Raw genomic sequence first — 21,881 nt, 5'->3', positions numbered from 1 at the left:
AAAAGGTCAGTGTTATCTCGAGTTTCGTCTAATGATGTCCCGGGCCACTGCCGACGTGCTTCGTCCGCCAAGTAATGTCGTGGCCGCCGTGATCTCGATCAGCCTCGCCACCACCGAAAACGTTCCTTCGGTGACAGATAGATGCTGCATTCCAGCGACCCCGGCTCGGGACGAGCCAATAACACCATGCCATCGCGTATGGGCATCGCCATCCGGACGATTTTTGATTAAACATCAACCGCTACAACCAACTTCGTAGAAGTCTACAATTCACGATGACCACATGCGTGCGATAGTCCCTCGGTGCACCCCAAACACCTGCCATCATTCAACTCGCCAGCGATTCCCCCAGAGTTGCGTCCGTACTTGGAGGAACTCGTTCAACGCACACGCACTATCTGCGGCCCCCGTCTCCGCAGCGTTTTCGCGGTCGGGTCCATCGCGCTCGGCGATTATCGGCACGGGCGCAGCGACATCGACGTGAACGTGGTCGTCGATTCGTCGCTGCCCAGCGGCGCGGTGCACGAACTGGCCGAGTCGCTGTCGCACAGTGCATTGCGTTGCCCCGCCGCAGGTTTGGAACTTGTCGTGTACGACTCGGCATTTGTCGAGCAGGCTTCCGACCAAGCTGGGTACCTGCTGGATCTCAATACCGGACCATTGCTGCCGGAGAAGGTTGGCTTCGATCCGGCGGCGTCCCCCGCTTTCTGGTACGTCATCGATCGCTCCATCGCGTACCAGGCCGGGCGTGTCCTTTACGGGCGTCCCGTGCGCCAGGTGCTCACCGCACCCTCTCGACGTCAACTCACCGCGGCGATACTGGACTCGGTACGCGAGCACGCCACCGGCGTCGGCCATCTGACCGACAACCGAGTTCTCAACGGCTGCCGCGCTGTCGCCTACTGCCGCACCGGCCGGTGGGCAGCCAAACGTGCTTCTGCACAGATGATCTCGGAATCGGAGCCGCGGTTTCGGTCACTCATCGAAGCCGCGGTGCGCAGTTTCGAGCGTCCACGCGGGGCTGCGTTGGCGCTGCCGGCAGCGGACGTCGGAGCGTTCTCGGCATGGGTCCGCGAACGGGTCGAGGAAGCCGCCTGACATGACGAGGACCGTCTAGCGTGTTGGCGTGAGTGTGTATCAGGATCCTGTGGACGGCAGCGAATATCGCTTGGCTGAGCCGCGGTGGCGGTCCGAATCCGGTCGTCCGCTGTGGATCGCCCCGGGACCGGGAATCGGCCGATCCGATATCGATGTCTCCGTTCGATCGGTGTGGCGGTACCGCGCGGCACTGCCGGTCGCCGTGTCGGATCCGATCTCGCTCGGCGAGGGGTGGACGCCGCTGCGCGAGCAGGAGTGGGACGGCGGGCGGCCGCTGTTCAAGATGGACTTCTTGAATCCGACAGGCAGTTTCAAGGACCGCGGCACGAGCGTGATGCTGTCCTACCTGCGAAATTGCGGAATCCGGTCGGTGCTGGAGGACAGCTCCGGCAATGGCGGCTCCTCGGTCGCGGGATACGGGGCCGCGGGCGGTCTGCGGGTGAAGATCTTCGCCCCCGCGTCCACCTCGCCGGCGAAGATCGCGCAGGTGCGCGCCTATGGCGCGGAGTTGCAGTTGGTGGAAGGTTTGCGCGAGGAGTCACAGAACGAGGCGATCCGTCAGGCCGAGGGAGAGGCGTTCTACGCCAGCCACAACTGGCAGTCGTTCTTCCTTCAGGGCACCAAGACTCTCGCCTATGAATTGTGGGAGGACCTCGGGTTTCGCGCTCCCGACAACGTGATAGTCCCGGTCGGCGCGGGCAGCAGCCTGCTGGGATGCTGGCTGGGATTCCGTGAACTGCTGCACGCGGGGCAGATCGAGCGCATACCGCGCCTGTTCGCGGCCCAGCCGCTGAACTGCTCGCCGGTGGACGCGAGCTTCACCGCGGGTACGGACGGGCCGGTCGAACGCCCGGTGTCGCCGACGATCGCCCAGGGCACTTCGATCGCCCGTCCGTTGCGGTTGCCGCAGATGCTCGCGGCGCTGCGGGACAGCGGTGGCGCGACGGCCGCGATCGCCGAGGAAGACATCGTGCACGCGCTGGACAGGCTGTGCTCGACCGGCCTGTTCGTCGAGCCGACCAGTGCCTGCGCGGCCGCAGCCTACTCGGCCCTGTTGTCGTCGGGGCACATCACGCGGGCGCAGGAGACCGTGGTCCTTCTCACCGGCTCGGGTTTGAAGGCAGCGCCCGAGGTGGCCGATCTGCTGGGCGGGATGGCATCGAACGGCTGACCGGCCTCAGCCCGCGCGCACAGCGCTCTCCCCCACCACCGAGGGCCTGCTCGGAGGGGTCCGCGCGCACTCGTTTGCCCGAAAACGCCGCGGGTATGGCCGATGCGAGACCCACCGACCGAGGAGCGCGCATGCCCAAGTCAGGATCGGATCCGCATCTGAAGGATCAGGAGCTCTACGAGGATCTCCGCGAACAGGGTGATTCCAAGGAGAAGGCAGCCCGGATCTCCAACGCCGCGGCGGCCGAGGGACGTGACGCGGTCGGCAAGCGCGGCGGACGCGCGGGCAGCTACGAGGACCACACCGTCGAAGAACTTCGCGATCGCGCCAAGGAACTCGGCCTGCACGGCTATTCCGACAAGACGAAAGACGAATTGATCGATCTGCTCCGCAACCACTGACTCGCCGCCGGCCGGCTCAGGAGGGCTCCGGCGACCAGAACCCGCAACGCCGCTCACCTCGCGCGGCTGCTGAAGGCCGGGCATACCCAGCCGGTCCCGGCATGCGATGAAGGGCAGGGTGGATGGCATATCCGGACGAAACAGTCTGGCCCACTATCGAACGCTGGCATCGGGACGGTGCGGCGGTCGCCTTGGTGCGGGTGGTCGCGAGGTCGGGCTCCGCCCCGCGTGCGCTCGGCGCGGCGATGGCGGTTTCGCAGTCCGGACAGGTGGTCGGCAGCGTCTCCGGGGGTTGCGTCGAGGGCGACATCTTCGCGGTGGCGCAGCAGGTGCTCGACTCCGGAATTCCGGTCACCTGCACCTACGGCACCAGTCCAGATCCGATAGCGCCCGGCCTGCCGTGCGGGGGCACGGTCGAGGTGTTCATCGAGCCGGTCGATTCGTCGTTGATCGCGATCCTGCCCGCGTTGGCGGCCGCGCTGCGCGACGGCGAGCCGGTGGCGCTCGTCTCGGTCATGGCGGCGGCCGCGACCAGCCGCCATCTGCTGGTCGCACCGCACCGCTCTCACGGCTCGCTGGGCGACGCCCACCTGGATCACGCGGCGCTGGACGACGTGCGCGGGCTGCTGGCCCACGGAACTACCCGGGTGCTGCATCTGGGTTGCGCGGGCGAGCGCCGCCACGACGAATTAGCAGTATTCGTACACTCTTTCGCCGCTCCCCCGAGGATGCTGGTCTTCGGCGCCAACGATTTCGCGGCTGCGCTGACGAAGGTCGGAAAGTTCCTCGGCTATCGCGTCACCCTGTGTGATGCCCGGCCGGCGTTCGCCACGGCGGATGGTTTCCCCGACGCCGACGAGGTCGTCGTGCGCTGGCCCCACGAGTACCTCGCCGAGACGCCGGTGGCCGCCTCCACCGTGATCTGCGTGCTCACCCACGATCCGAAATTCGACGTGCCGGTGCTGGAGGTCGCGCTGCGCACCGACGCCGGTTACGTCGGCGTGATGGGCAGCCGCAGCACCCATCACGATCGACTGGCCCGATTACGCGCCACCGCGCTGACCGAGGAGCAACTGGCGCGCCTGGCAAGCCCGGTCGGGCTGGACTTGGGCGCGCGCACGCCCGAAGAAACGGCAGTGTCGATCGCGGCGGAGATCATCGCCGGACGCTGGGGCGGAACCGGCGCGCGGCTGAGCGAGCTCGACGCACCGATCCACCATGGATGACCGAGCCGGGGGGCGACCGGAGTGGTCCTCGCCGCACACGCTTCGGCGGCCCCAAAGCGCTCGACGGTCCCTGTGATGTGGACACTCCCCAGGATCGCGCCTGCCAGGTTCGACCATCGGTTGCCGGGTACACACCGCAAATGGATGCCACCGGAACCCAGACCGAGATCAGCCTCGAAGTCGACGGTGAGCGGCGTTCTCTCCGGGTCGACAACCGCACCACCCTGCTGGACGCGCTGCGCGAACACCTCGGTGTGACCTCGCCGAAAAAGGGCTGCGATCACGGGCAATGCGGCTCGTGCACCGTGCTGCTCGACGGCCGCCGCGCCACCAGCTGCCTCACCTTCGCCGTCGCCCAGGACGGCGCCCGGGTCGTCACTGCGGCCGGTCTGGCCGACGGCGCGCAGTTGCATCCGATGCAACAATCGTTCCTCGACAACGACGGCCTGCAATGCGGCTATTGCACGCCCGGCCAGGTGTGTTCGGCGGTCGGGATGCTCGAGGAGCTCGCGTCCGGCCACCCCAGCCACGTCACCGCGGACCTCGACGCGGACCCGGAGCCGACCGACGACGAGATCCGGGAGCGGATGAGCGGCAACCTGTGCCGCTGCGCCGCCTACCCCAACATCCTCGCCGCCATCCGGCAGGCGGTGACGTCATGATCCCGTTCGAATATCACCGCGCCACCAGCGCACGCGACGCGGTCGCCACCGTGACCGCCCGGCCGGATGCCGCGTATCTGGGCGGCGGCACCAACCTCGTCGATCACATGAAGCTCGGAATCGCGACCCCGCGGCTGCTGGTGGACGTCAGCCGCCTTCCCCTCACCGATATCGAAGAGCTCCCGGACGGTGGTCTGCGCATCGGCGCGGGCGTGCGCAACAGCGACCTCGCCGCGCACCCGCAGATCCGCTCCCGTTATCCCGCGCTGTCGCGCGCGCTGCTCGCCGGAGCGTCCGGGCAATTGCGCAACCTGGCCACCACGGGCGGCAATCTGCTGCAACGCACGCGGTGCCCGTACTTCCAGGACATCACCACGCCCTGCAACAAACGCGCGCCCGGCACCGGCTGCTCCGCGCTCGGCGGCTATCTGCGCTACCACGCGATTTTCGGCGCTTCGGACCAGTGCGTGGCGACGCACCCGTCGGACATGGCGGTGGCGCTGGCCATGCTCGACGCTCGCGTGATCGTGCACGACGGCGACGGCGCGAAATCCGTCCCTCTCGCCGACTTCTACCGGCTGCCCGGAGATCGCCCCGACCTGGACACCGTGCTGACCCACGGCCAGCTCATCACCGGAGTCGAACTGCCCGCCCCGATCCCCGCGGCGCGCTCCACCTACCGGAAGGTGCGCGACCGGGCCTCGTTCGCTTTCGCCCTCGTTTCCGTGGCCGCCGAAGTGGTTCTCGACGGTGCCGAGATCACCGCCGCCCGCATCGCCGTCGGCGGCGTCGCGCACCGCCCCTGGCGCGCGCGATCGGCCGAGGCCGCGCTACTCGGAGCGCCCGCCACCACCGAGACGTTCAACCAGGCGGCAGCGGCCGAACTCGCACAGGCCCAGCCCTTGGCGGGCAACGAATTCAAGGTCGCCCTGACTCGGCGCACGCTCGTGGCCGTCCTGCGCTCCCTGACCGAGGAGGTCCGGCGATGACCCCGATCCGAGCCAAGACGATGGGTGCGCCGCTGACCCGGCTCAACGGCCCGGCCAAGGTCACCGGCACCGCGCCCTACGCGTTCGAGCATCAGGTGCAACGGCCGACCTACGCGCATCCGATTCAGGCCACCGTCGCTCGTGGCCGGGTCCGCGAAATGGACACCGCCGCAGCGGAAAAGCTCGACGGCGTGGTCGCCGTCCTGACGGTGTTCGACGCACCCGAGCTCTCCGACACCTCCGACGGCGAGCTGAGCATCCTGCAGGACGACCGCGTGCATTTCCGCGGCCAGCTCATCGGCGCGGTGATCGCCGAATCGCTCGAAATCGCCCGGCACGCGGCAGGTCTGGTTCGAGTCGACTACGCCGAGGAACCGCACGACGCGGAACTGCGCGCGGATCACCCCCGGCTGTACGCACCCGAGACCATGCTCGAAGACAAGCCCACCGATACCGAGGAGGGCGACGTCGACGCCGCCCTCGCCACCGCGGCGGTGACGGTCGACCAGACCTACACCACTCCCCTCGAGCACAACAACCCGATGGAGCCGCACGCCTCGATCGCGATCTGGGACGAGACCGCGGGCACGCCGCAGGTGACACTGTACGACTCGACGCAGGGCGTGCACGTCGTCCGCAAGACACTCGCACCGATCTTCGGCCTCGAACCCGACCAGTTGCGTGTCATCGCACCGCACGTCGGCGGTGGTTTCGGCGCCAAGGGCGCCCCGCACGCCCACAATGTCCTGGTGCTGCTCGCCGCCCAGCGCAGCGGCGGCCGGCCGGTCGAGTTGGCGCTCACCCGCCAGCAGATGTTCGCCCTGGTCGGCTATCGCACCTCGACCATCCAGCGGGTCCGGCTCGCCGCCGACCCGTCCGGAACGCTCACCGCGCTCTCCCACGAGGTCATCGAACAGACCTCCGCGGTCAAGGAATTCGCGGAACAAACCGCGGTCGCCTCCCGGATGATGTACGCCACGCCGAACCGCCGCACCACGCATCGCCTTGCGCCACTGGATGTTCCGGTGCCGTTCTGGATGCGCGCGCCCGGCCTCTGTCCCGGCATGTTCGCCACCGAGGTCGCGCTGGACGAATTGGCCGGAGCCTGCGGCGTCGACCCCCTCGAGCTGCGCGTCCGCAACGAACCCCGCACCGATCCGGAAACCGGCAACCCCTGGTCCGGACGCCGCCTGATCGATTGCCTGCGCACCGGCGCGGAACGATTCGGCTGGGCGGATCGTGATCCGCTCCCGCGCAACCGGATCGATGGTCGCTGGCTGCTCGGCACCGGCGTCGCGGCGGCCACCTACCCGGCCTCGGCGAACCCCGGAAACGCCGCGCGGATCGCCTACCGGCCCGATCACCGGTACACCGTGCAGATCGGCGCCGCCGATATCGGCACCGGCACCTGGACGGCGCTCACCCAGATCGCCGCCGACGCGCTCGACCGCGACACCGATGCCATCGACCTGCAGATCGGCGACACCGACCTGCCCGTCGCGACGGTGGCCGGCGGGTCCAGTGGGCTCAGTTCCTGGGGCACGGCGATCGTCGCCGCCGCCCGGGCGTTCCGCGACCGGCACGGCGAAAATCCCTCTCCTGGAGCGGAAGTGACGGTCGAAGCGCCGGAGAACAAGGATGCCGACAGGTTCGCGATCCATTCGTTCGGCGCCCAATTCGCCGAAGTCGCCGTGGATCGGGACACCGGCGAGATCCGCGTCCCGCGCATGCTCGGCGTCTTCTCGATCGGCCGCGCCGTCAATGCCCGCACCTTGCGTTCGCAGCTGATCGGCGGCATGACCATGGGCCTGTCGATGGCCCTGCACGAGGAGAGCGTCCGCGACCCACGCTTCGGCCACATCGTCACCCAGGACCTGGCCACCTACCACATCAGCACGCACGCCGACGTCCACGATATCGACGCCACCTGGCTCGAGGAAACCGACGAGCACGCCAACCCGATGGGCGCCCGCGGAGCCGGCGAGATCGGGATCGTGGGAGCCGCCGCCGCGATTGCGAACGCCGTGCACCACGCCACCGGCGTCCGAGTCCGAGATCTGCCGATCACGGGGGACAAACTCCTCGACTGACTTGCCAGGTCCGGTTCTCTAACTCCAATGCCAGCGATCCGGGCCGGTCCGATGCCGCTGCACCGCCAGCACCACGGCCGCCACAACGTGCCCCCACGCGCGTTCGGGCCACCGAAAACTGCGGCAGCCCCGCCTATTTGGTTGCGCCGCCATTGCGCAGGAACGACGTATCCGGCGCATCTCCCACCAATAACTGGCCGCCACCGTAACGTAAGCGGCCACAACCCCGACGGCCGGCACCACGACCGCCACCAGCACCATGCCCGTCACCGACATCCGGCCCACACTTTCTCCAGCCGCTTCCCCGCCTCGATGCGGCTTGTAGGGCGCGCATACCCCGCCGCCGGGCAGTGGAACGCGACGGAAACCTACCGAGAATGTGACCCGCCCCACCGCCATGCGCCTCGGGTTGCCCCCGCCCCCGGCACGCCCGTTCCGAGATCGACTCCCCGCGGCCGCGTTTCACCGCCCGCTGTGCAGGGCGCACCGGGAGGGCTGTTCGGGATAGAGCAAGCGGTAGCGCGCGACTTCGCTGCCGCGACGGCCCATACCTGCCGTTCGTACCACTGTCGCGACACGTGAGTTCTGCGGGCTTTGCTGACATCGACATGAGCGAAAACTCGAGAATGGCTGTTCCGAACAGGTGTGGGAAAGTCCGCGTGCCCCCTCTCATCGCTGAGAGTACATGACGCGAGAGAAAGCATTTCATGGGAACTGCAATTCTGTCCACTAGCGGAAAAGCTTTGGTGGGTAGCCGATCCAGAAAGCTATGATAGCTAGATGAATGCTAGATAGCTTTGGATGCCAACGGCGACGTTCGGTATACCGAAGTCCGGAGTCCGCTAGCAGCAGCTGGTCCACCCTCGGCCAGAGTTAGCTACACCAGGGCCAAACATGGCTCATCTAAACCTAATAGAGATGCATAGCACTGTAATTCGATGCGCGCATCAGTCAGTGCCTAACTTGAACAGGCCATTGTCATACCCACCGACTCCAAAGCAAGCCCCGAAAACTAGTGAGAAGGTTAAGGATCGGTTAATACCGAGCGCTCACCAGGTGGACGGTTCAGGGCCCCTAGCTCGACTCACATCTGACCGGGAGAGCGACGGTCTAGCTACTTTGCCTACCGGTTGCGGCCATGATAGAAATGCGCAGCCCGGATTGGTACAGCTGCCGGGCCGTCGAACCCTGGGGACAGCCGGGGCCCGACGCAGAAGAGATGGGACACAACGGATGGAGCGAGTGATTGCCACTTCCGGGCTGTTTCCAGAATCCCCCATCAGGTGCCGTCGCGCCCTGTCCAGTTCACGGCGATTCGATATCGACCATCGTGAGTATTGGCTGTCGTGCCGGGGAGGGCGAAGAATGCTTTCTGTGCAAGATTGGGAAGAAATCCATCGTTTACGTCGATCCGAGGGTCTTCCGATTCTCACGATCGCGCGAACCCTGGGCTTCTCCCGTAACACTGTGAAGGCAGCGCTGGCCTCGCCGGTACCACCGAAATATGTTCGAGCGCCGCGAGGTTCGATCGTCGACTTCGTCGAGCCACAGATCCGCAATCTTCTGCGCGAGGATCCTCAGATGCCTGCGACCGTGATCGCGGAGCGAATCGGCTGGAAACGCTCGATTCGCACACTGTCGGCGCGGGTCGCGCAATTGCGGCCGTTGTATCTGGGCGCGCAACCTGTCCAGACCGTAACCGTCCAGGGCGACGAGGAGGGTGCGGAGCATTTCGCGCACCCCTCCGAGCGCATCGCTTGTTGACCGTCGTCCACGCATCCGCGCAACGACCGAGACTGGAAAGACTGGATCTGCCAGGCGCGCAACAGCGCACACCTTCCGGCAATCGAATAATGACCACTTCGACGGCAATCGAATTATGACCATCTTGCCAGCAACCCAAAACTGACCATTTTCTCGACACGGCAGCACAGTTAGAGTTGAGCGGTCGCGAGAACGGTTGCGCACATCGGCCGGAGCCGAAACCCGAGCCTCTTGACGCGACATCGAGCAGACTTCCAACTCCGCTCTCCTGGCAGCCGCCGTCGGTTGCCGCAACCCTTCCGCTCTGGCGGACACTATCGCCGCGCCCCCGTCCCGGGTGGCACCCCCCAAACAGAGGTAGCGCCGGGAACGCCTGCCGGAAAGTGCAGGAGCAGTTCATGACCGCGGTCTTGGAGACACCCGACGCGGCGAATCGGGTAACGGAGCCCGCTCCGAGATTCGCGCTCGGCGGAGTCGCATTGCTGGCCGCGTTCACCGCTGTCGTTCTGACGGTGACGGCCGCACGCTACGACTATTTCGGCGACGAACTCTACTTCCTCTCCGCCGGGCGACGCCTGGACTACACCTTCGCCGATCAAGGCGCGCTGGTTCCGCTGTTCGCGAGGCTTGCCGACCTTCTCGCCCCCGGATCCCTGACGGCGCTGCGGTTCCCGGCCGTCGTGATGGGTGTCGGCGCGGTGATCGTGGCGGCGCTGATCGCGTACGAACTGCGCGCCAGCGCGCGGGTGCAATTGCTCGCCGCGGGCACCTACGCGACCTCGTATCTCCTGGCCACCCAAGTCATTTTGAGCACGTTCTCCTTCGACGCCACGCTCACCGCCGTGATCACCTGGCTGTTCGTACGCTGGATCCGCACCCGCCAGGACCGGCTGCTGGTGATCGCGGGACTCGTTGCCGCGCTGGACCTGCAGGTGAAATGGATGATTCCGCTGGTCTGGGCGTGTCTGGGTTTGGCGGTGATCCTGTGCGGGCCACGCGAACTCCTGCGCCGCGGCGCACTGTGGGTGGCGACCGGCATCCTCACCGCTTCCCTGATACCGATTCTGATCTGGCAGTCCCAGCACAACTGGCCGCAGCTGGCCATGGGCAAGATCATCGGCGCCGAGCAGGACGCTACCGGCTACGGGCCGCCCGGCTTTCTGCCGCAATGGCTGGGGTTGGCCGGCTTGCTGGGCACCCTGCTGATCGCGATCGCGTTCTGGGGCGTGTACAAGCAGGAAGCGTTGCGGCCCTACCGTTTCATCGCCGTCGCGCTGGTCTTGATGACCGTGTTCGTCATCCTCACCCATGGCCGCCCCTACTACCCCACGGGCTTCTTTCCCGCCATGTTCGCCCTCGGCGCGGTCGCCCTGTGGCGGTATGACCGCAAGCGGTGGATGAACCTGGCCCTGATCCCCACGGTGCTCGCCACGGTGGCGCTGTTCGTCGCCTCGCTCACCGTGCTGCCGCTGCCGGCGGACTGGCGCATCCAGACCTACGATGCCATCGATCTCGGTCTGCGGTCGGGACTGTGGGGCACCACCAACTGGACGCACATGGTCGACGGCGTCGGCACGGCGTACCGCATGCTCCCGGCCGAGGAACAGGCGAACGCTGTCGTGGTCGCGCAAGGTTATTGGCAAGCCGGCGCGGTCGAACAGTTCGGTGCCAGCCGTCAATTGCCGCCCGTCTACAGTCCGAGCAGGGGCTTCGGGTTCTTCGGCCCGCCACCGGATTCCGCCGGCACCGTGGTGTTCGTCGGTCTGGATACCGCCGAAGACGAGTTGCGCGCCCGCTTCGCCGACGTGCAGCGGGTGGTCCGGCTCGACGACCGGATGGGCATCCCCGGCATCGACCGCATGGTCAGCGTGTGGACCTGCCGCGAGCCGAAACAGCCGTGGTCGGTGATGTGGGATTCGATGACCACGTTGTACTTCGATCTCGGGCTCTGGCAGGACCCCCGCGCCACCACCCGACCCACCCACTGAGTTCTCTTCTGCGCCTGCGGAATCGTCGGAGAGGCGCAATCCATCGCGGCCGGTTGGACGAATCCGGCCGCGATCAACAATGATTTCTCGAGTTCGAACTGAATAGTGCACGGAGGAAAGTACTTGAAGAATTTGATGGGCAAGGCTGTTGTCGCACTGGCGGCGGCGGGCCTTGCGGCCGGATCGGTGATCGGGGCCGGTGCGGCGAGTGCGGCAGAGGAGAACGGCTCGAGCCTGTTCGGCGCGATCGCTTTCAGCGAGCAGCAGTGGTTCTACGGGAGCAGCGTCGACGCGGTGAGTCCCGAGGCGGCGATCAGCGAGGCGCTCGACAATTGTGCCTGGGACGGCGCTTCGGATTGCGTTGTCATGGTGACGTGGGCCGACGGCTGCGGCGCGCTGATCTACATCGACGACGCCGATGACTTCTACGGTGTCGGCACCGGCGCGGGCCCGGACCGCTCGGCAGCACTGTTCGCCGCCCACGCGAGTCTGGGCAGCGCCTACCCGCGGGCGCTGCTGGCTAATGTCGGTTCCGCGGAATGGTCGAACACCGGGGTCACCGAGGTAATCTGCACGGCCAACGCGTAATTGGAAGATCAACGGCCCGATCCCCTCGGGCCGTTGCTCCGCACGCTGAACCGTGCGCGGGGCCGCCGCTACGTCTCGGTTTAGACCTGATTGGGGCGTGTCCAGTCCCGTCAGCTCGACACGGCGACCTCAGGAATCCAGCCAACTCTCGATCTGCGCGGGATCTCCGGCGGTCACCTCGGCCGAGTCGTCATCGATATCCAGCAGAACCCAGCGTCCGGCCCCTGCGGCGATCATCCGATAACCGGCACGACGCGCGCGCTCGATCAGTCTGCGCACACGCCGGGCCTCCAAGTCGGCAGGCGCGGGCAACCGCATGCCCAACTCCTCAGCTGTCATATCGCCGAGGACCCCGTCACTACGTCACTCGACACTAGGGATGACGCCGAGTCCGGGGAAGCGGTCAGCCGGATCGTGGCGAGGGCGCGGCCGGCGCGAACGATATCCATGACGAGCTCCTACGGCGACCGCCGATCAGAGACTGCCAGCTCGACGACGACCATCAGGTAGTGCGGTTCAGATCTGATCGCCGTGCTGGTGGATGGCGCGGCGTAGCTCTGACAATACCCGAAAACGATGCATGAACGTTGCAATGATCGCGAAGTTGACGCCGTCAGCGACCAACGGCCAGTCGATGACGTGGATGCGATGGTTCGGAATATCGGCGCTCGCCTCCGACAGCTCGCCGACCCACTGCCGCATCTCCTCGTTGGATGTGGTGATGACGCGGCGCACCAAGCGGCGACCGGGCCGCGACGCCCACGCGACGATCTGCTGAAACCGGCTCGGCCGCAACAGATCCGAAGCCGCACATCGCGATCAAAAGCACAGCCGGAACCACGGCGGCCTTCCCTCTGAGCGGCACACGACGACGATAACCGACTCCGGCCCGTACCCGGCATCACCGCGCGTGCGCAGATCTAAACAGGTTGCGGTTCAGTCGAACCAGACGTATCAAGAGTGAAGATCTGGCACGTGTACTGCCAGCTGCGGTGTCCGGCTCCGGGCACCACGTGCTCTACAAGACCGATCACGCGGCGAACTTTCGACACGACCTGCCCCGGGGGAAACATGACGCTGAATATTCGCGACCACAAGGGAGGCGGTACGCCGCTTGTGCTGCTGCACGGCGCAGGCCGTTCGCTCGCCGATTGGGATGCCGTAGGCAGTCAATTACTCCGCGCCGGCCACCGCGTCCTCGCCGTCGACCTTCCCGGGCACGGTCGCTCTCCCGGCATCGCTCCGTGGACTGTTCGCACCGTGGTGCGGCAGCTCGCGGCGGCGATGGACGCGCTCGGTGTCGGCGAGCCGGTGGTCGTAGGCCATTCGCTGGGCGGATTGGTCGCGGTGCAGTACGCGCGTGCCCACCGAGTTCGTGCCGCGGTGAATCTCGATGGATTCTGGTGGGGGCGACCAGGAGAGTATCCCGATGCCGAGCGTGTAGGAGCGCTGCTGCGATCGAGCGCTGGAGCAGTTGTTGCGCCCCAGCACATCCAGGAGGAGGTCACCCAGGCAGCCCGGTATGGGATCCCCTCAGAGAGGGCCGAGGCGGCGGCTCGCGCGGCCATGCGGCCCTTGCCCGATGGGCGCTGGCAGACACTGCCGGAAAAGGCCGCGGCGCTGGAGATGTACGACGAGCTGGACCGGCTGGGCGCACTCGGCGTCACCGCCTGGCTGGACGAGGTGAGATGCCCTTTGCTGCTCGTGCAGGCCGGCAGGCAGCCCCCGAGGTCAGTGGACTGGCTCGATGATTTGTTCGCCAGCTTCGCGCGCGGGCTCGCCGCCGAACTGGCCGCCCTTGCGCGCGAACGGGATTCGATCACCGTGGTCGAGATCGACGCCTCCCATGAAATGATTCTGGCAACCCCGGACGCGGTGGCGGCGTTGATCGCAACATTCGTCCGCGATTTGCCCGCGAGCGCGAAGTAGAAGACGAACATGCGCGAAGGGGCACTCATGCCCAGCTGGCGTCGATACCGCGGGTTACACTGCGGTGCAACCTCATTGGGCCAGTCACCGAAGTCGGCGCATCTGCTCTCCGGCGATGATTCAATCCCCGGGCTGGTCACGGTAGCCACGATCGCCTCGTTCGAGTTCTTCGTCGAGTTGCGCTGCGAGTAGCCGCAAGGTTGTCACCCGACCTTCAGCAGCACCGGGGTTTCGATCCGCCAGCAGCTTCGCATTCGCCAGTCCCTCGCTCACCACGGAACGCGCGGCTGCGTACCGATCGAGATCGCGTAACCACGAGCCACGTGTCTCGAGCAGATCGATGAGTTCCGGCAGATACGGCCGTGGTCTCGAAAGCGCCAGTGCACGCTGGATATCGATTGCTTCCGACAGTGCCTGCAGTGCCTCGTCCCGGCGTGCTGCGTGCCAGAGAATGTCGGCGTAGCCGTGCAGAGATTTCGCCAGGTCCGGCTGGATCGCTTCGGGCCGCGTCATCGCCAGTTCACGATGCAGGTCGACCGCTTCGGTCGCTGCCGCCAAAGCCTCGTCTCGGCGACCGAGGGCAGCGAGTTGGAGGGCATAATTGTCCAGCGTTTTCGCCAGGTTACGCCGAAAAGCCTCGGGATGATCTGCGACTCGATTCCGAAAGATGTCCAGCGCGTCTGCTGCGGCAGCGGCGGCTGATTCGTATCGGCCAGCGACGTTCAGCTGCGTCGCGAGCGTGTTCAACGCGCTGCCTCGCTCCGCCACATACAACTCGGGGCGACTGCGCGCTTGTTCACCAATGATCTCCACCGCCTCGACTGCCGCGGCCAGCGCTTCCTCGGACCGGCCGAGGGCGTGCAGTTGCCGTGCGGTGCAGTCCAGGGCCAGAGCGACGGCTGGAGCATAGTAGTCCGGATGCCGGCGCGCGAGTTTGCGCTGGAGTGTCAAGGCCTCGGTCGCCGCCTGCAATGCCTCGTCGTTTCGGCCCGTCTGGCCGAGCCAGATCGCGAGGTTGTTCAAGCAGGTCGCCAGATTCTGTTGTACGCCATCGGTCCTGGTTTCGACCATGCGCCGGTGCAACTCCACCGACTCGATCGCGGCGGCCAGACATTCGTCCCATCGCCCGAGCTCGTCCAGTTGCGCGGCAAGATTGGTCAGGCACACCGCCAAGCGGCCGCGATGCTCGACGGGATCAGCTGCCTCGAGGCGGCGGTAGATGTCGACGGTTTCGGTCACTGCCGCGAGAGCTTCGTCCGGTCGCCCGAGCGCGTGCAGGCGGGTGGCCATCGCGTACAGGCAGGAGCCGAGCAGCATGGGATAGACGTCGGGATGAGTGTCGTGCAGGGTTCGCGCGATGGCGACGGCTTCCGACGCGGCCGCCATTCCTTCGTCTCGCCGACCCACATCCCCGAGTTGCTGGGCGAGGCTGCCGAGCGCGATGGCAAGGTGCGAGGAGAGGTTGTCGTGGCGCCCACGTAGCTCGCGGAACAGGGTGACCGATTCGGTTGCCGCTGTCACAGCGTCGTCCCTACGGCCGACTCGGTGCAGCCGATTCGCCCACTGACTGAGAGCGCCGGCCAGATTCGCCAGGTCGAGATCGGTCTTGTCCGGTGTCGATCGGTGTCGATCGACAATCGCGTTCAGAAGGCAGACGGCGGCCGAGGCGAGGACCTGTGTCTCGCCCGGCAGCGCTTCGCGCAGAGCCGTCAACAGTGCGAGATCGGCCTCGGTGTCCGCGGCGTAGCCCTCGAGCCCAGCCAGGAGCGGATCGGGCGCTTCGACTTGGAGGGCCACCCGCAGCGCAGCGGGAAGCAGCGCGTGCGCGTGCTCCACGCACCATCGGGTGAGGTGGGCGGCGGCGGGGCCGAGGTCGGTGTGTGCGACGGCGCGGGTGCAGACGGTCAGCAGATGGTCGACACGGTCGTCGGACACGGTGGCGATGAGGGCATCGACGATGCTGCGACGATGGTCTTCCAGCATGCTGCGGCCGACTAGTTGTTCCGCGACTCGGTCCGGCGCCAAACCGACGAACACACCAGAGCGATCACCGGGGTAGAGGTTCATCAGCCAATCCCGAACCGTACTGACGACCAACGCGGTCTGATCGGCGAACTCCGGCACCTGCCGGATCGCGGCGGTGACCGAGTCGGCGTCGGTGGGCGCCAGCAACACCGACGCCGTGACGACATCGCTGAGGATCGTCAGCGGTACGTTGGGCGTGATCCCCACGGATCGGGCGGTCAGCTGCCAATAGTCTCGTTCGTGGCGCAACACACGGTCCTCGAGCCTGGCGCCTTTGTGCCCCGGGGGCACCGAACTCGCGCCGGCGGCGTCGAGGAGATCGACCAATGCGCGCATTTGCACCGACAACACCGTCAGGTCTTCCGCGAACCGCGGGATCGCCTGCCCGAGCAGTCGCGCGACGCCTGACCAGTCGGTCCTCGGCAGAGATTCGACCCGTGGGAGCGTGTCCGCGAACGCCTGTACCGCCCGTCGGTAGCTGGCATCCTGTTCATCACGCGTCGCGTCGAGTGACTGAAGTTCGTGACTGCCTGCGGTTTCCACGATCTCGGCCAGCGACTCCCCACCGGCCAGTTCCTGCCACCACGCCCCTGCGGTGCGGGCAAGCAGCAACAGCTTCACCGGATGCTTCAACAGTCGACGTCCGCACAGCTTGAATAGTTCGGTGACCTGATCGGGCCGACTCTCCGCGTAGTCGAGCACGAGCAGCAGTCTGCCCGCTACCTGCGTAAGGATCCGCAGTGGCTCGCCCCGGACAGCCGGGTCGAGCCACAGCACCGTCCACCCTGTGGCGGTCAGTGACTCGCCGAAATGGTGGGCCAGACGAGTCTTGCCCTGCCCCCCGGCACCGTACAGCAGATATGCCCCGACGCCTGGCCGGCCGACCCATCCATGCAGTTCGCGCAGTTCGTCGTCGCGACCGTGGAAGTCGACCACGGCGCGACGGGCAGTGAGCAAACTGGCCGGTGTGTTGATTGCTGTCGAACTGTTCAGTGCGGACTGTCTGTCCATCAACTGCTGGAGTTCGATCGGCTCACATCGCAGGGAGTCCTCACCCGCGTACCGCGTTATGGTGGAACAGAATTCGGGATCGAGTAGCAGTACATAGGCGGGAACGGCGCCCAGTGTCGCGTGCCCGCGGGCGGCGGGGTCGGTCGCGACCACTCCGGTCAGCAGGTCACCGCAGTACATGGCGGCACCTGACATCCCCGCCCACGGCGTGCCGTCTCCGTTGCCCGTCGGCGGGTGCGTGTCCAAGCGCATGAGGTAGCGGTCGGAAACGATCTGATCACCGGGGTTCAGCGTTCCCCGAAACTGTTCCAAGTCCATCGGCTCGCCGGCTCGCTGCGACAACGTCGGCAACCCCCAAGATCGGCAGGGAGTTCCGGGTACGTAGGTAACCGTCTTTCCCCACACAACCGGCGCCATCGTCGCCGATATCCAGCCCGGGTCATCGATCTCGACAAGCGCGGCATCTGCGCGTCCGCCGGGACGGCCGCACCACACCACCGTTCCCGTGAACGTCCCGGCACGGCCGGGCCGAAACACGTTGACAGGCTTGCCTGCCCGCCCCACCACATGAGCCGAGGTCAGCATCAACCGCGGGGCAATGAGATACCCCGATCCAGCGGTAACCGCGGACACCCCCAAGACCTGGTCGCGCTCCATACCTCACCTCGGGTCCGTGCTCTGCCACTCCTCGGCTCGGTCGGTGCTCAACGGCCGATATGCTCGGAAACGTCGCCCGGGCCCGCGTCATCGGGCACCGTTCTACCGACCAGCCAGTCCTCCCCACCTGGCTTGCGAGGGGTCAAGGTCAGCGACACCCGCTGCCGGTGCACGCGCGACCCGCTGGCCTCCACCTCACCGCTGACCACCCACGCCTTGAATCCGCCCTTGGCTTTGGCATCGGCTCGCAATTCGACCTCGAATGCCATTTCGATCGGCCCGACCACGAACTCGACCTCCGCGCCTGCTCCCCGCGCGGCCGCATTCAACAACTCGCCCCGAATCACTGCGACAGCATCCCCGAGTTCGATATCCATGACCACCTGCCCAAACCGATCGAAAGTAGCTCGAGAGACGAACGAATTCCCGGTCCTGCCGTCCGACTCGACCGGATTGCCCAACAGGACCCGGAACCATCGTGCCGTACCGATCGACGCGACGAAAGAGTCTCCACCGCAATTGGTTTCACAGCTGATGAGTCCGGGGGTTTCGAGGCTTTCCAGATCAGGTCAACTAGGGTTGAAACCGACCCTGTGTCGGGGTGGCATGAGAGTGGATATGACAGCTGACCCGCCGGACGGTCTCGCGGCCATCCTCTGGCCTACGACATGCGCCGAACACCGGCTCGCTGACACTCACACCGCCGCAGGCACTCGGCGACGTCGGCGACTCAGCCAATCGTGAAGCACCGCCTGCACTTCCGCTTCCAGTTCCACAGCTTCAGAAGAACCCGGGATCAGATCCTCGGAGAGCCCGCACCCCCAATGGAGCAGAAGCTTTCGCAGACCAGCCGACCCTTTTGCAGGTGTGACGAGACGGTGTCGTCCGCTGCGCAATTCAGATCCCAGGCCTAACAGATTGCGCCCCTCACCGAGCTCGGGTCCGCGTACCCGAAATTTTGCCTCGATCCCCAGGATCAGGGCCCGCCATGACGGATACCGGCGGTGTCCCAGGCGAACGCGACGCGCTTCCGCGTGGGTGAGGATCGCGATGTCGCACTCGTGGCATACGCCGGAACGGCCGGGGAAGACGATTCCCAAGTGCACTTCGAGCTTCTGTTCGTATCGCTGGTCCGTGGAGGGGAACGTCACCAAGGCATATGTGTACTCGGTGCCAGCGGCGAGGATGCCCGGCGCGGTCCGAAACCTGATATCGGTAGCGGGCTTCCGGCCGTCGTTGGTCAGGAGTACGCCACCCCCCGCCTGTTCGGCAGCACGCACCACGATCGCGAACAACGCTGCCTCGTAGAGGTCGTCCGGTTTCGCCACCAACGAGTACCGGCCCGACAGTGCTCGAGACAGTGCTGCCTCAACTGTGTCTCTCAATTCCTGAGCCGAGATCATCTGTCCTCGCTGAATCCGTCGAGAAGGTCGCGCAGGCGACGCAGGTCCGCGCGCACGGCGGCCCTGTTGCTGGGCAGTTCTGCGGTCTCGGGGACCGCTATGCGCTCGGGTCGAACTGCCGCAGCACCGAAGGCCACGGACCGGCTCCCCGCTCTGTACAGGAACCTCGTCAATTCCTGTTCCGACCCTTCGACCGCCTCGAGCAGCGTGATCAGGGCATCCAGGATCGTGTGCAGACTTCGATCTCCGGAAAGTCGAGCCATAAGATCAGGTTGTGGACCGGTCTTGAACGGCGGCAGGTTCGGATATCTCCTCGGGTCGGTCTTCCACGCCCAGTCGACCGGAAGTTCGCCACTTTCGGTATCGTCATACAGCTCGACCTCCGTGCCACCTCGGTCGACTTCACGCCGGATCTCGGCGGCAACTTCGGGCAGCGTTGCCTCCACGAGAGTCAGCAATTCGACATACAACTCTGCGCTGTTTTCCACCGCACCCCTCCTCTTGCAGTCTGATCGGCCGCACAGCGCTGTTCATGCACCGTCGATGCGATCTGACGATCAGGAGAATGCGCTATCGCCTTCCAACGAACCACTAAGGTGTACGTACTCGGCCGCCGCCCGGCAAGTTCACCAGCGAGTCGCTCGCTCACGGCGTGGCTCCCGCTTCCCGGAACGGCACCGAATTCGGCGGGAATCGGCCGACCTCGCGTGACCCGACCTCCGCAGCATCTTCCAAGCATGATCACGAGCGCGGACCGCCCACGCCGACGATCGGTCGGGTGACTTCGGTTGCCCGGCCGGCTGTTTCGCCGCGCCGTGCAGCAACTGTCCTGGTAGCGGGCTTACGCTCCACTGTCGCCAAACCCCTACCGAAAATCTGGCTTGCCCGAAATGCCCCCGACGCCGCGCGTGAAAATCGCAGGCAAGGCAACAAATTGGTTAAGAAGGCATTTCCGATCAGTCAACTCAGAGGGTGGCGTCCCACATGTCGAGCGTGTTACTTTTTCTCCGCGAGATCCTGAAGAGCGGCCACGCCGGGGTGATTCCGCTCGATATTCTGTACATCCTACGGGGGTTCCGACGATGCCAGAAAATCGCTTGAACTTTGCTGTCGATATCAATTCTTCCGAGCTGGTGGTAGAGACCGTCAGCGAATGGCTGCACCATCCGGCGAGCGAGGTCGATCGCCTGATGAACTCCAGCCGCGAAACGGTACTGCGCGCCATCTATTTGTTGAACGCCAAGGCGTCCGAAGGTGAACAGGAGGCGTCGTATTACCAACAGCTGCTCCTGTCCAGGATCTATAAGATTCTCACCCAGCTCCCCACCGGGCCCACCGCGGAGGGCTCGGTGCTGATCGCCGAGATCACGCGGCGACTGGAGGAGCACACGATTGCCGCCGAGGACGCCGCGATTCCCGAAAGCCTCTACGACGAGGCGCCCACGGCGCCCCGGGAATACCTGTCCTGGCTGAAAAGCCTGGCGAAAGAACACCGGGTCTACAAACACCCGTACTACGTCGATTTCATTCGCAACGACGCCACGGCCGAGGATCTGCGGCGCTACACGATCCAGGAATCGGTGGTGGACGGGCGATTCGACGATCTCCTCGCGATGATGCAGGTGGGCACCACGGGCGCGGCGAAGATGGAGATCGCCGGCAACTTCTGGGACGAGATGGGCAACGGGAACGACGCCGAGGTTCACACCCACCTCTTCGGCAAGATCTACGAGGTCTTCGACATCAGCGAAGCCGAAGTCGAGGCCGAGATGACGACCCTGGATCTGCTCTCGGGCAACCTCGCGGTCCTGGTGTCGAAGTACCGCCATCTCTACGGCGAAGCGGTCGGCCTGCTCGGTATGACGGAGTGGCTGGTTCCCGACAGATTCACGAATGTGGTCACCGGCTGGGAACGGCTGGGATTACCGGATGTCGGCATCACCTACCACCGGCTGCATATCACCGTCGATTCCCGGCACGCGGCGGGCTGGTTTCACAATGTGGTGATCCCGGCCGTGCACGATCCGGCGATGCGGCGCAGCATCGCGCGCGGCGCGATGTGGCGGCTGAATTCCTCCGCCCGCCATCTCGACGAACGACTGGCCCGCGCCGTCCACGCCTGACCGGTCGAATTCGAACGAAAGGTGAACGACAATGGAAACATTGGCACGTGAAGGCTTCAAGTTGATCGAGCTGCCGCCGGTGCCGCAGGACGTTCTGCGCAGCTACGAAAAGGTGGAATTGGATCCGTATATCGCGGGCGGCACGCGGTACAAACGCTTTTCGCAGTACCGGCTTTCGTCGGACCCGGTCGCGGGGTGGCAGTTCCAGCTCCTGCCGCATCGCGCCTATTCGGCCTACAAGAAATTCAACCCGGTCGCGGGCGGCATGTTGCGCGAATATCAGCCCATCGCGGTCGATTTCCGCCCGATCATCAAATCGGTGCTCGACGAGCACGACTTCCTGGATCGCACGGTCGATTGGCAGATCAACGTGCACCAGAACAGAAGTGTGGCCGCGAAGAACGCGGCGGCGTCACTGACCCCCGAGGGCAAGCATCAGGACGGGCACGAATTCGTGATGATCGCGGTGCTCGCCCGCACCGATGTCGAGGGCGGCCGGATGCGGCTGTGGCGCGCCCCGGCCGATACCGAACCCGTCTGGCAGGGAACGCTGCAGCCGGGCGATGCCGCCCTGCTCGACGACCGGGCGCTCTACCACGATGTCACCGATATCGTGGCCGGCCCGGGGGTCGACGCCGGGTCGCGGGACATCCTCATCGTGTCCTTCTCCCGCTGGGCCGAGAAGTGGTACGGCGAAGAACACGACCGAGCCGTCCTCACCGAATCGTGACGGGCCACCGACCGCCGCTCGAACCC

At 65.8% G+C, this 21,881-nt stretch carries 18 protein-coding genes and 1 pseudogene; 13 read left to right on the top strand and 6 right to left on the bottom strand.

Going from position 1 to position 21,881, the window contains the following annotated elements:
* Positions 1-366: 366 nt before the first annotated feature.
* From AB0I43_RS18590 to AB0I43_RS18545, 10 genes and pseudogenes are all read left to right on the top strand, one after another.
* Positions 367-1,098, top strand: a complete 732-nt coding sequence (locus AB0I43_RS18590) for an aminoglycoside adenylyltransferase domain-containing protein (RefSeq protein ID WP_356980977.1) — start codon at positions 367-369, stop codon at positions 1,096-1,098.
* 202 nt (positions 1,099-1,300) lie between these two features.
* Positions 1,301-2,269, top strand: a complete 969-nt coding sequence (locus AB0I43_RS18585) for a pyridoxal-phosphate dependent enzyme (protein ID WP_357432459.1) — start codon at positions 1,301-1,303, stop codon at positions 2,267-2,269.
* A 131-nt stretch (positions 2,270-2,400) separates the two neighbouring features.
* Positions 2,401-2,670 (top strand): Rho termination factor N-terminal domain-containing protein, encoded by a 270-nt coding sequence (locus AB0I43_RS18580; RefSeq protein WP_356980973.1) that lies wholly within the window; start codon positions 2,401-2,403, stop codon positions 2,668-2,670.
* Between the two features lie 122 nt (positions 2,671-2,792).
* Entirely contained in the window at positions 2,793-3,896 is a 1,104-nt protein-coding gene (locus AB0I43_RS18575) for an XdhC/CoxI family protein (RefSeq protein ID WP_356980972.1), read from the top strand.
* Positions 3,897-4,036: 140 nt separating this feature from the next.
* Entirely contained in the window at positions 4,037-4,558 is a 522-nt protein-coding gene (locus tag AB0I43_RS18570) for a 2Fe-2S iron-sulfur cluster-binding protein (protein ID WP_356980970.1), read from the top strand.
* Complete coding sequence (locus AB0I43_RS18565) at positions 4,555-5,547, top strand: xanthine dehydrogenase family protein subunit M (RefSeq protein ID WP_356980968.1); 993 nt, start codon at positions 4,555-4,557, stop codon at positions 5,545-5,547. Before AB0I43_RS18570 ends, AB0I43_RS18565 begins: the two co-directional genes overlap by 4 nt.
* Positions 5,544-7,637 (top strand): xanthine dehydrogenase family protein molybdopterin-binding subunit, encoded by a 2,094-nt coding sequence (locus AB0I43_RS18560; protein ID WP_357432458.1) that lies wholly within the window; start codon positions 5,544-5,546, stop codon positions 7,635-7,637. Before AB0I43_RS18565 ends, AB0I43_RS18560 begins: the two co-directional genes overlap by 4 nt.
* Before the next feature lie 1,365 nt (positions 7,638-9,002).
* Positions 9,003-9,311 (top strand): annotated as a pseudogene (locus AB0I43_RS18555) (IS21 family transposase); the annotation flags it as partial.
* A gap of 488 nt (positions 9,312-9,799) precedes the next feature.
* A complete protein-coding gene (locus AB0I43_RS18550) occupies positions 9,800-11,389 on the top strand; it encodes a glycosyltransferase family 39 protein (RefSeq protein ID WP_356980965.1) in 1,590 nt (529 codons plus the stop codon).
* 123 nt (positions 11,390-11,512) lie between these two features.
* Positions 11,513-11,977, top strand: a complete 465-nt coding sequence (locus AB0I43_RS18545) for a DUF4189 domain-containing protein (RefSeq protein ID WP_356980963.1) — start codon at positions 11,513-11,515, stop codon at positions 11,975-11,977.
* 129 nt (positions 11,978-12,106) lie between these two features.
* Here the strand turns inward: AB0I43_RS18545 and AB0I43_RS18540 are convergent, their stop codons facing one another.
* Together AB0I43_RS18540 and AB0I43_RS18535 are read right to left on the bottom strand one after the other, a co-directional pair.
* Positions 12,107-12,295 carry a hypothetical protein gene (locus AB0I43_RS18540; RefSeq protein WP_356980962.1) on the bottom strand — a complete coding sequence of 63 codons (189 nt, stop codon included), beginning with the start codon at positions 12,293-12,295 and terminating at the stop codon, positions 12,107-12,109.
* A gap of 198 nt (positions 12,296-12,493) precedes the next feature.
* A complete protein-coding gene (locus AB0I43_RS18535; protein WP_356980960.1) occupies positions 12,494-12,772 on the bottom strand; it encodes a hypothetical protein in 279 nt (92 codons plus the stop codon).
* 276 nt (positions 12,773-13,048) lie between these two features.
* Here AB0I43_RS18535 and AB0I43_RS18530 point away from each other — a divergent pair, with 276 nt between their 5' ends.
* Entirely contained in the window at positions 13,049-13,906 is an 858-nt protein-coding gene (locus tag AB0I43_RS18530; protein ID WP_356980958.1) for an alpha/beta hydrolase, read from the top strand.
* A gap of 120 nt (positions 13,907-14,026) precedes the next feature.
* Here AB0I43_RS18530 and AB0I43_RS18525 read toward each other — a convergent pair whose 3' ends face one another.
* The 4 genes from AB0I43_RS18525 to AB0I43_RS18510 form a co-directional block, all read right to left on the bottom strand.
* Positions 14,027-17,599 carry a DUF3856 domain-containing protein gene (locus AB0I43_RS18525; RefSeq protein ID WP_356980956.1) on the bottom strand — a complete coding sequence of 1,191 codons (3,573 nt, stop codon included), beginning with the start codon at positions 17,597-17,599 and terminating at the stop codon, positions 14,027-14,029.
* A gap of 47 nt (positions 17,600-17,646) precedes the next feature.
* Positions 17,647-17,976, bottom strand: coding sequence for a trypco2 family protein (locus tag AB0I43_RS18520; RefSeq protein WP_356980954.1), 330 nt, complete (start codon positions 17,974-17,976; stop codon positions 17,647-17,649).
* 318 nt (positions 17,977-18,294) lie between these two features.
* The gene (locus AB0I43_RS18515) at positions 18,295-18,927 is read right to left on the bottom strand and encodes a hypothetical protein (RefSeq protein WP_356980952.1); all 633 of its coding nucleotides are present in this window, start codon (positions 18,925-18,927) and stop codon (positions 18,295-18,297) included.
* A 71-nt stretch (positions 18,928-18,998) separates the two neighbouring features.
* Positions 18,999-19,490, bottom strand: coding sequence for a hypothetical protein (locus AB0I43_RS18510; RefSeq protein ID WP_356980950.1), 492 nt, complete (start codon positions 19,488-19,490; stop codon positions 18,999-19,001).
* 594 nt (positions 19,491-20,084) lie between these two features.
* Between AB0I43_RS18510 and AB0I43_RS18505 the strand changes: the two genes are divergently transcribed.
* A complete protein-coding gene (locus tag AB0I43_RS18505; protein ID WP_357432457.1) occupies positions 20,085-21,125 on the top strand; it encodes an iron-containing redox enzyme family protein in 1,041 nt (346 codons plus the stop codon).
* Positions 21,126-21,156: 31 nt separating this feature from the next.
* Positions 21,157-21,855 carry a 2OG-Fe dioxygenase family protein gene (locus AB0I43_RS18500; RefSeq protein ID WP_356980946.1) on the top strand — a complete coding sequence of 233 codons (699 nt, stop codon included), beginning with the start codon at positions 21,157-21,159 and terminating at the stop codon, positions 21,853-21,855.
* Positions 21,856-21,881: the final 26 nt, after the last annotated feature.

Origin of the sequence: Nocardia sp. NPDC050435, assembly GCF_040655395.1 — a bacterium.
In the GTDB taxonomy this organism is placed as follows: domain Bacteria; phylum Actinomycetota; class Actinomycetes; order Mycobacteriales; family Mycobacteriaceae; genus Nocardia.
This window is presented reverse-complemented; position numbering and strand designations above follow the sequence as displayed.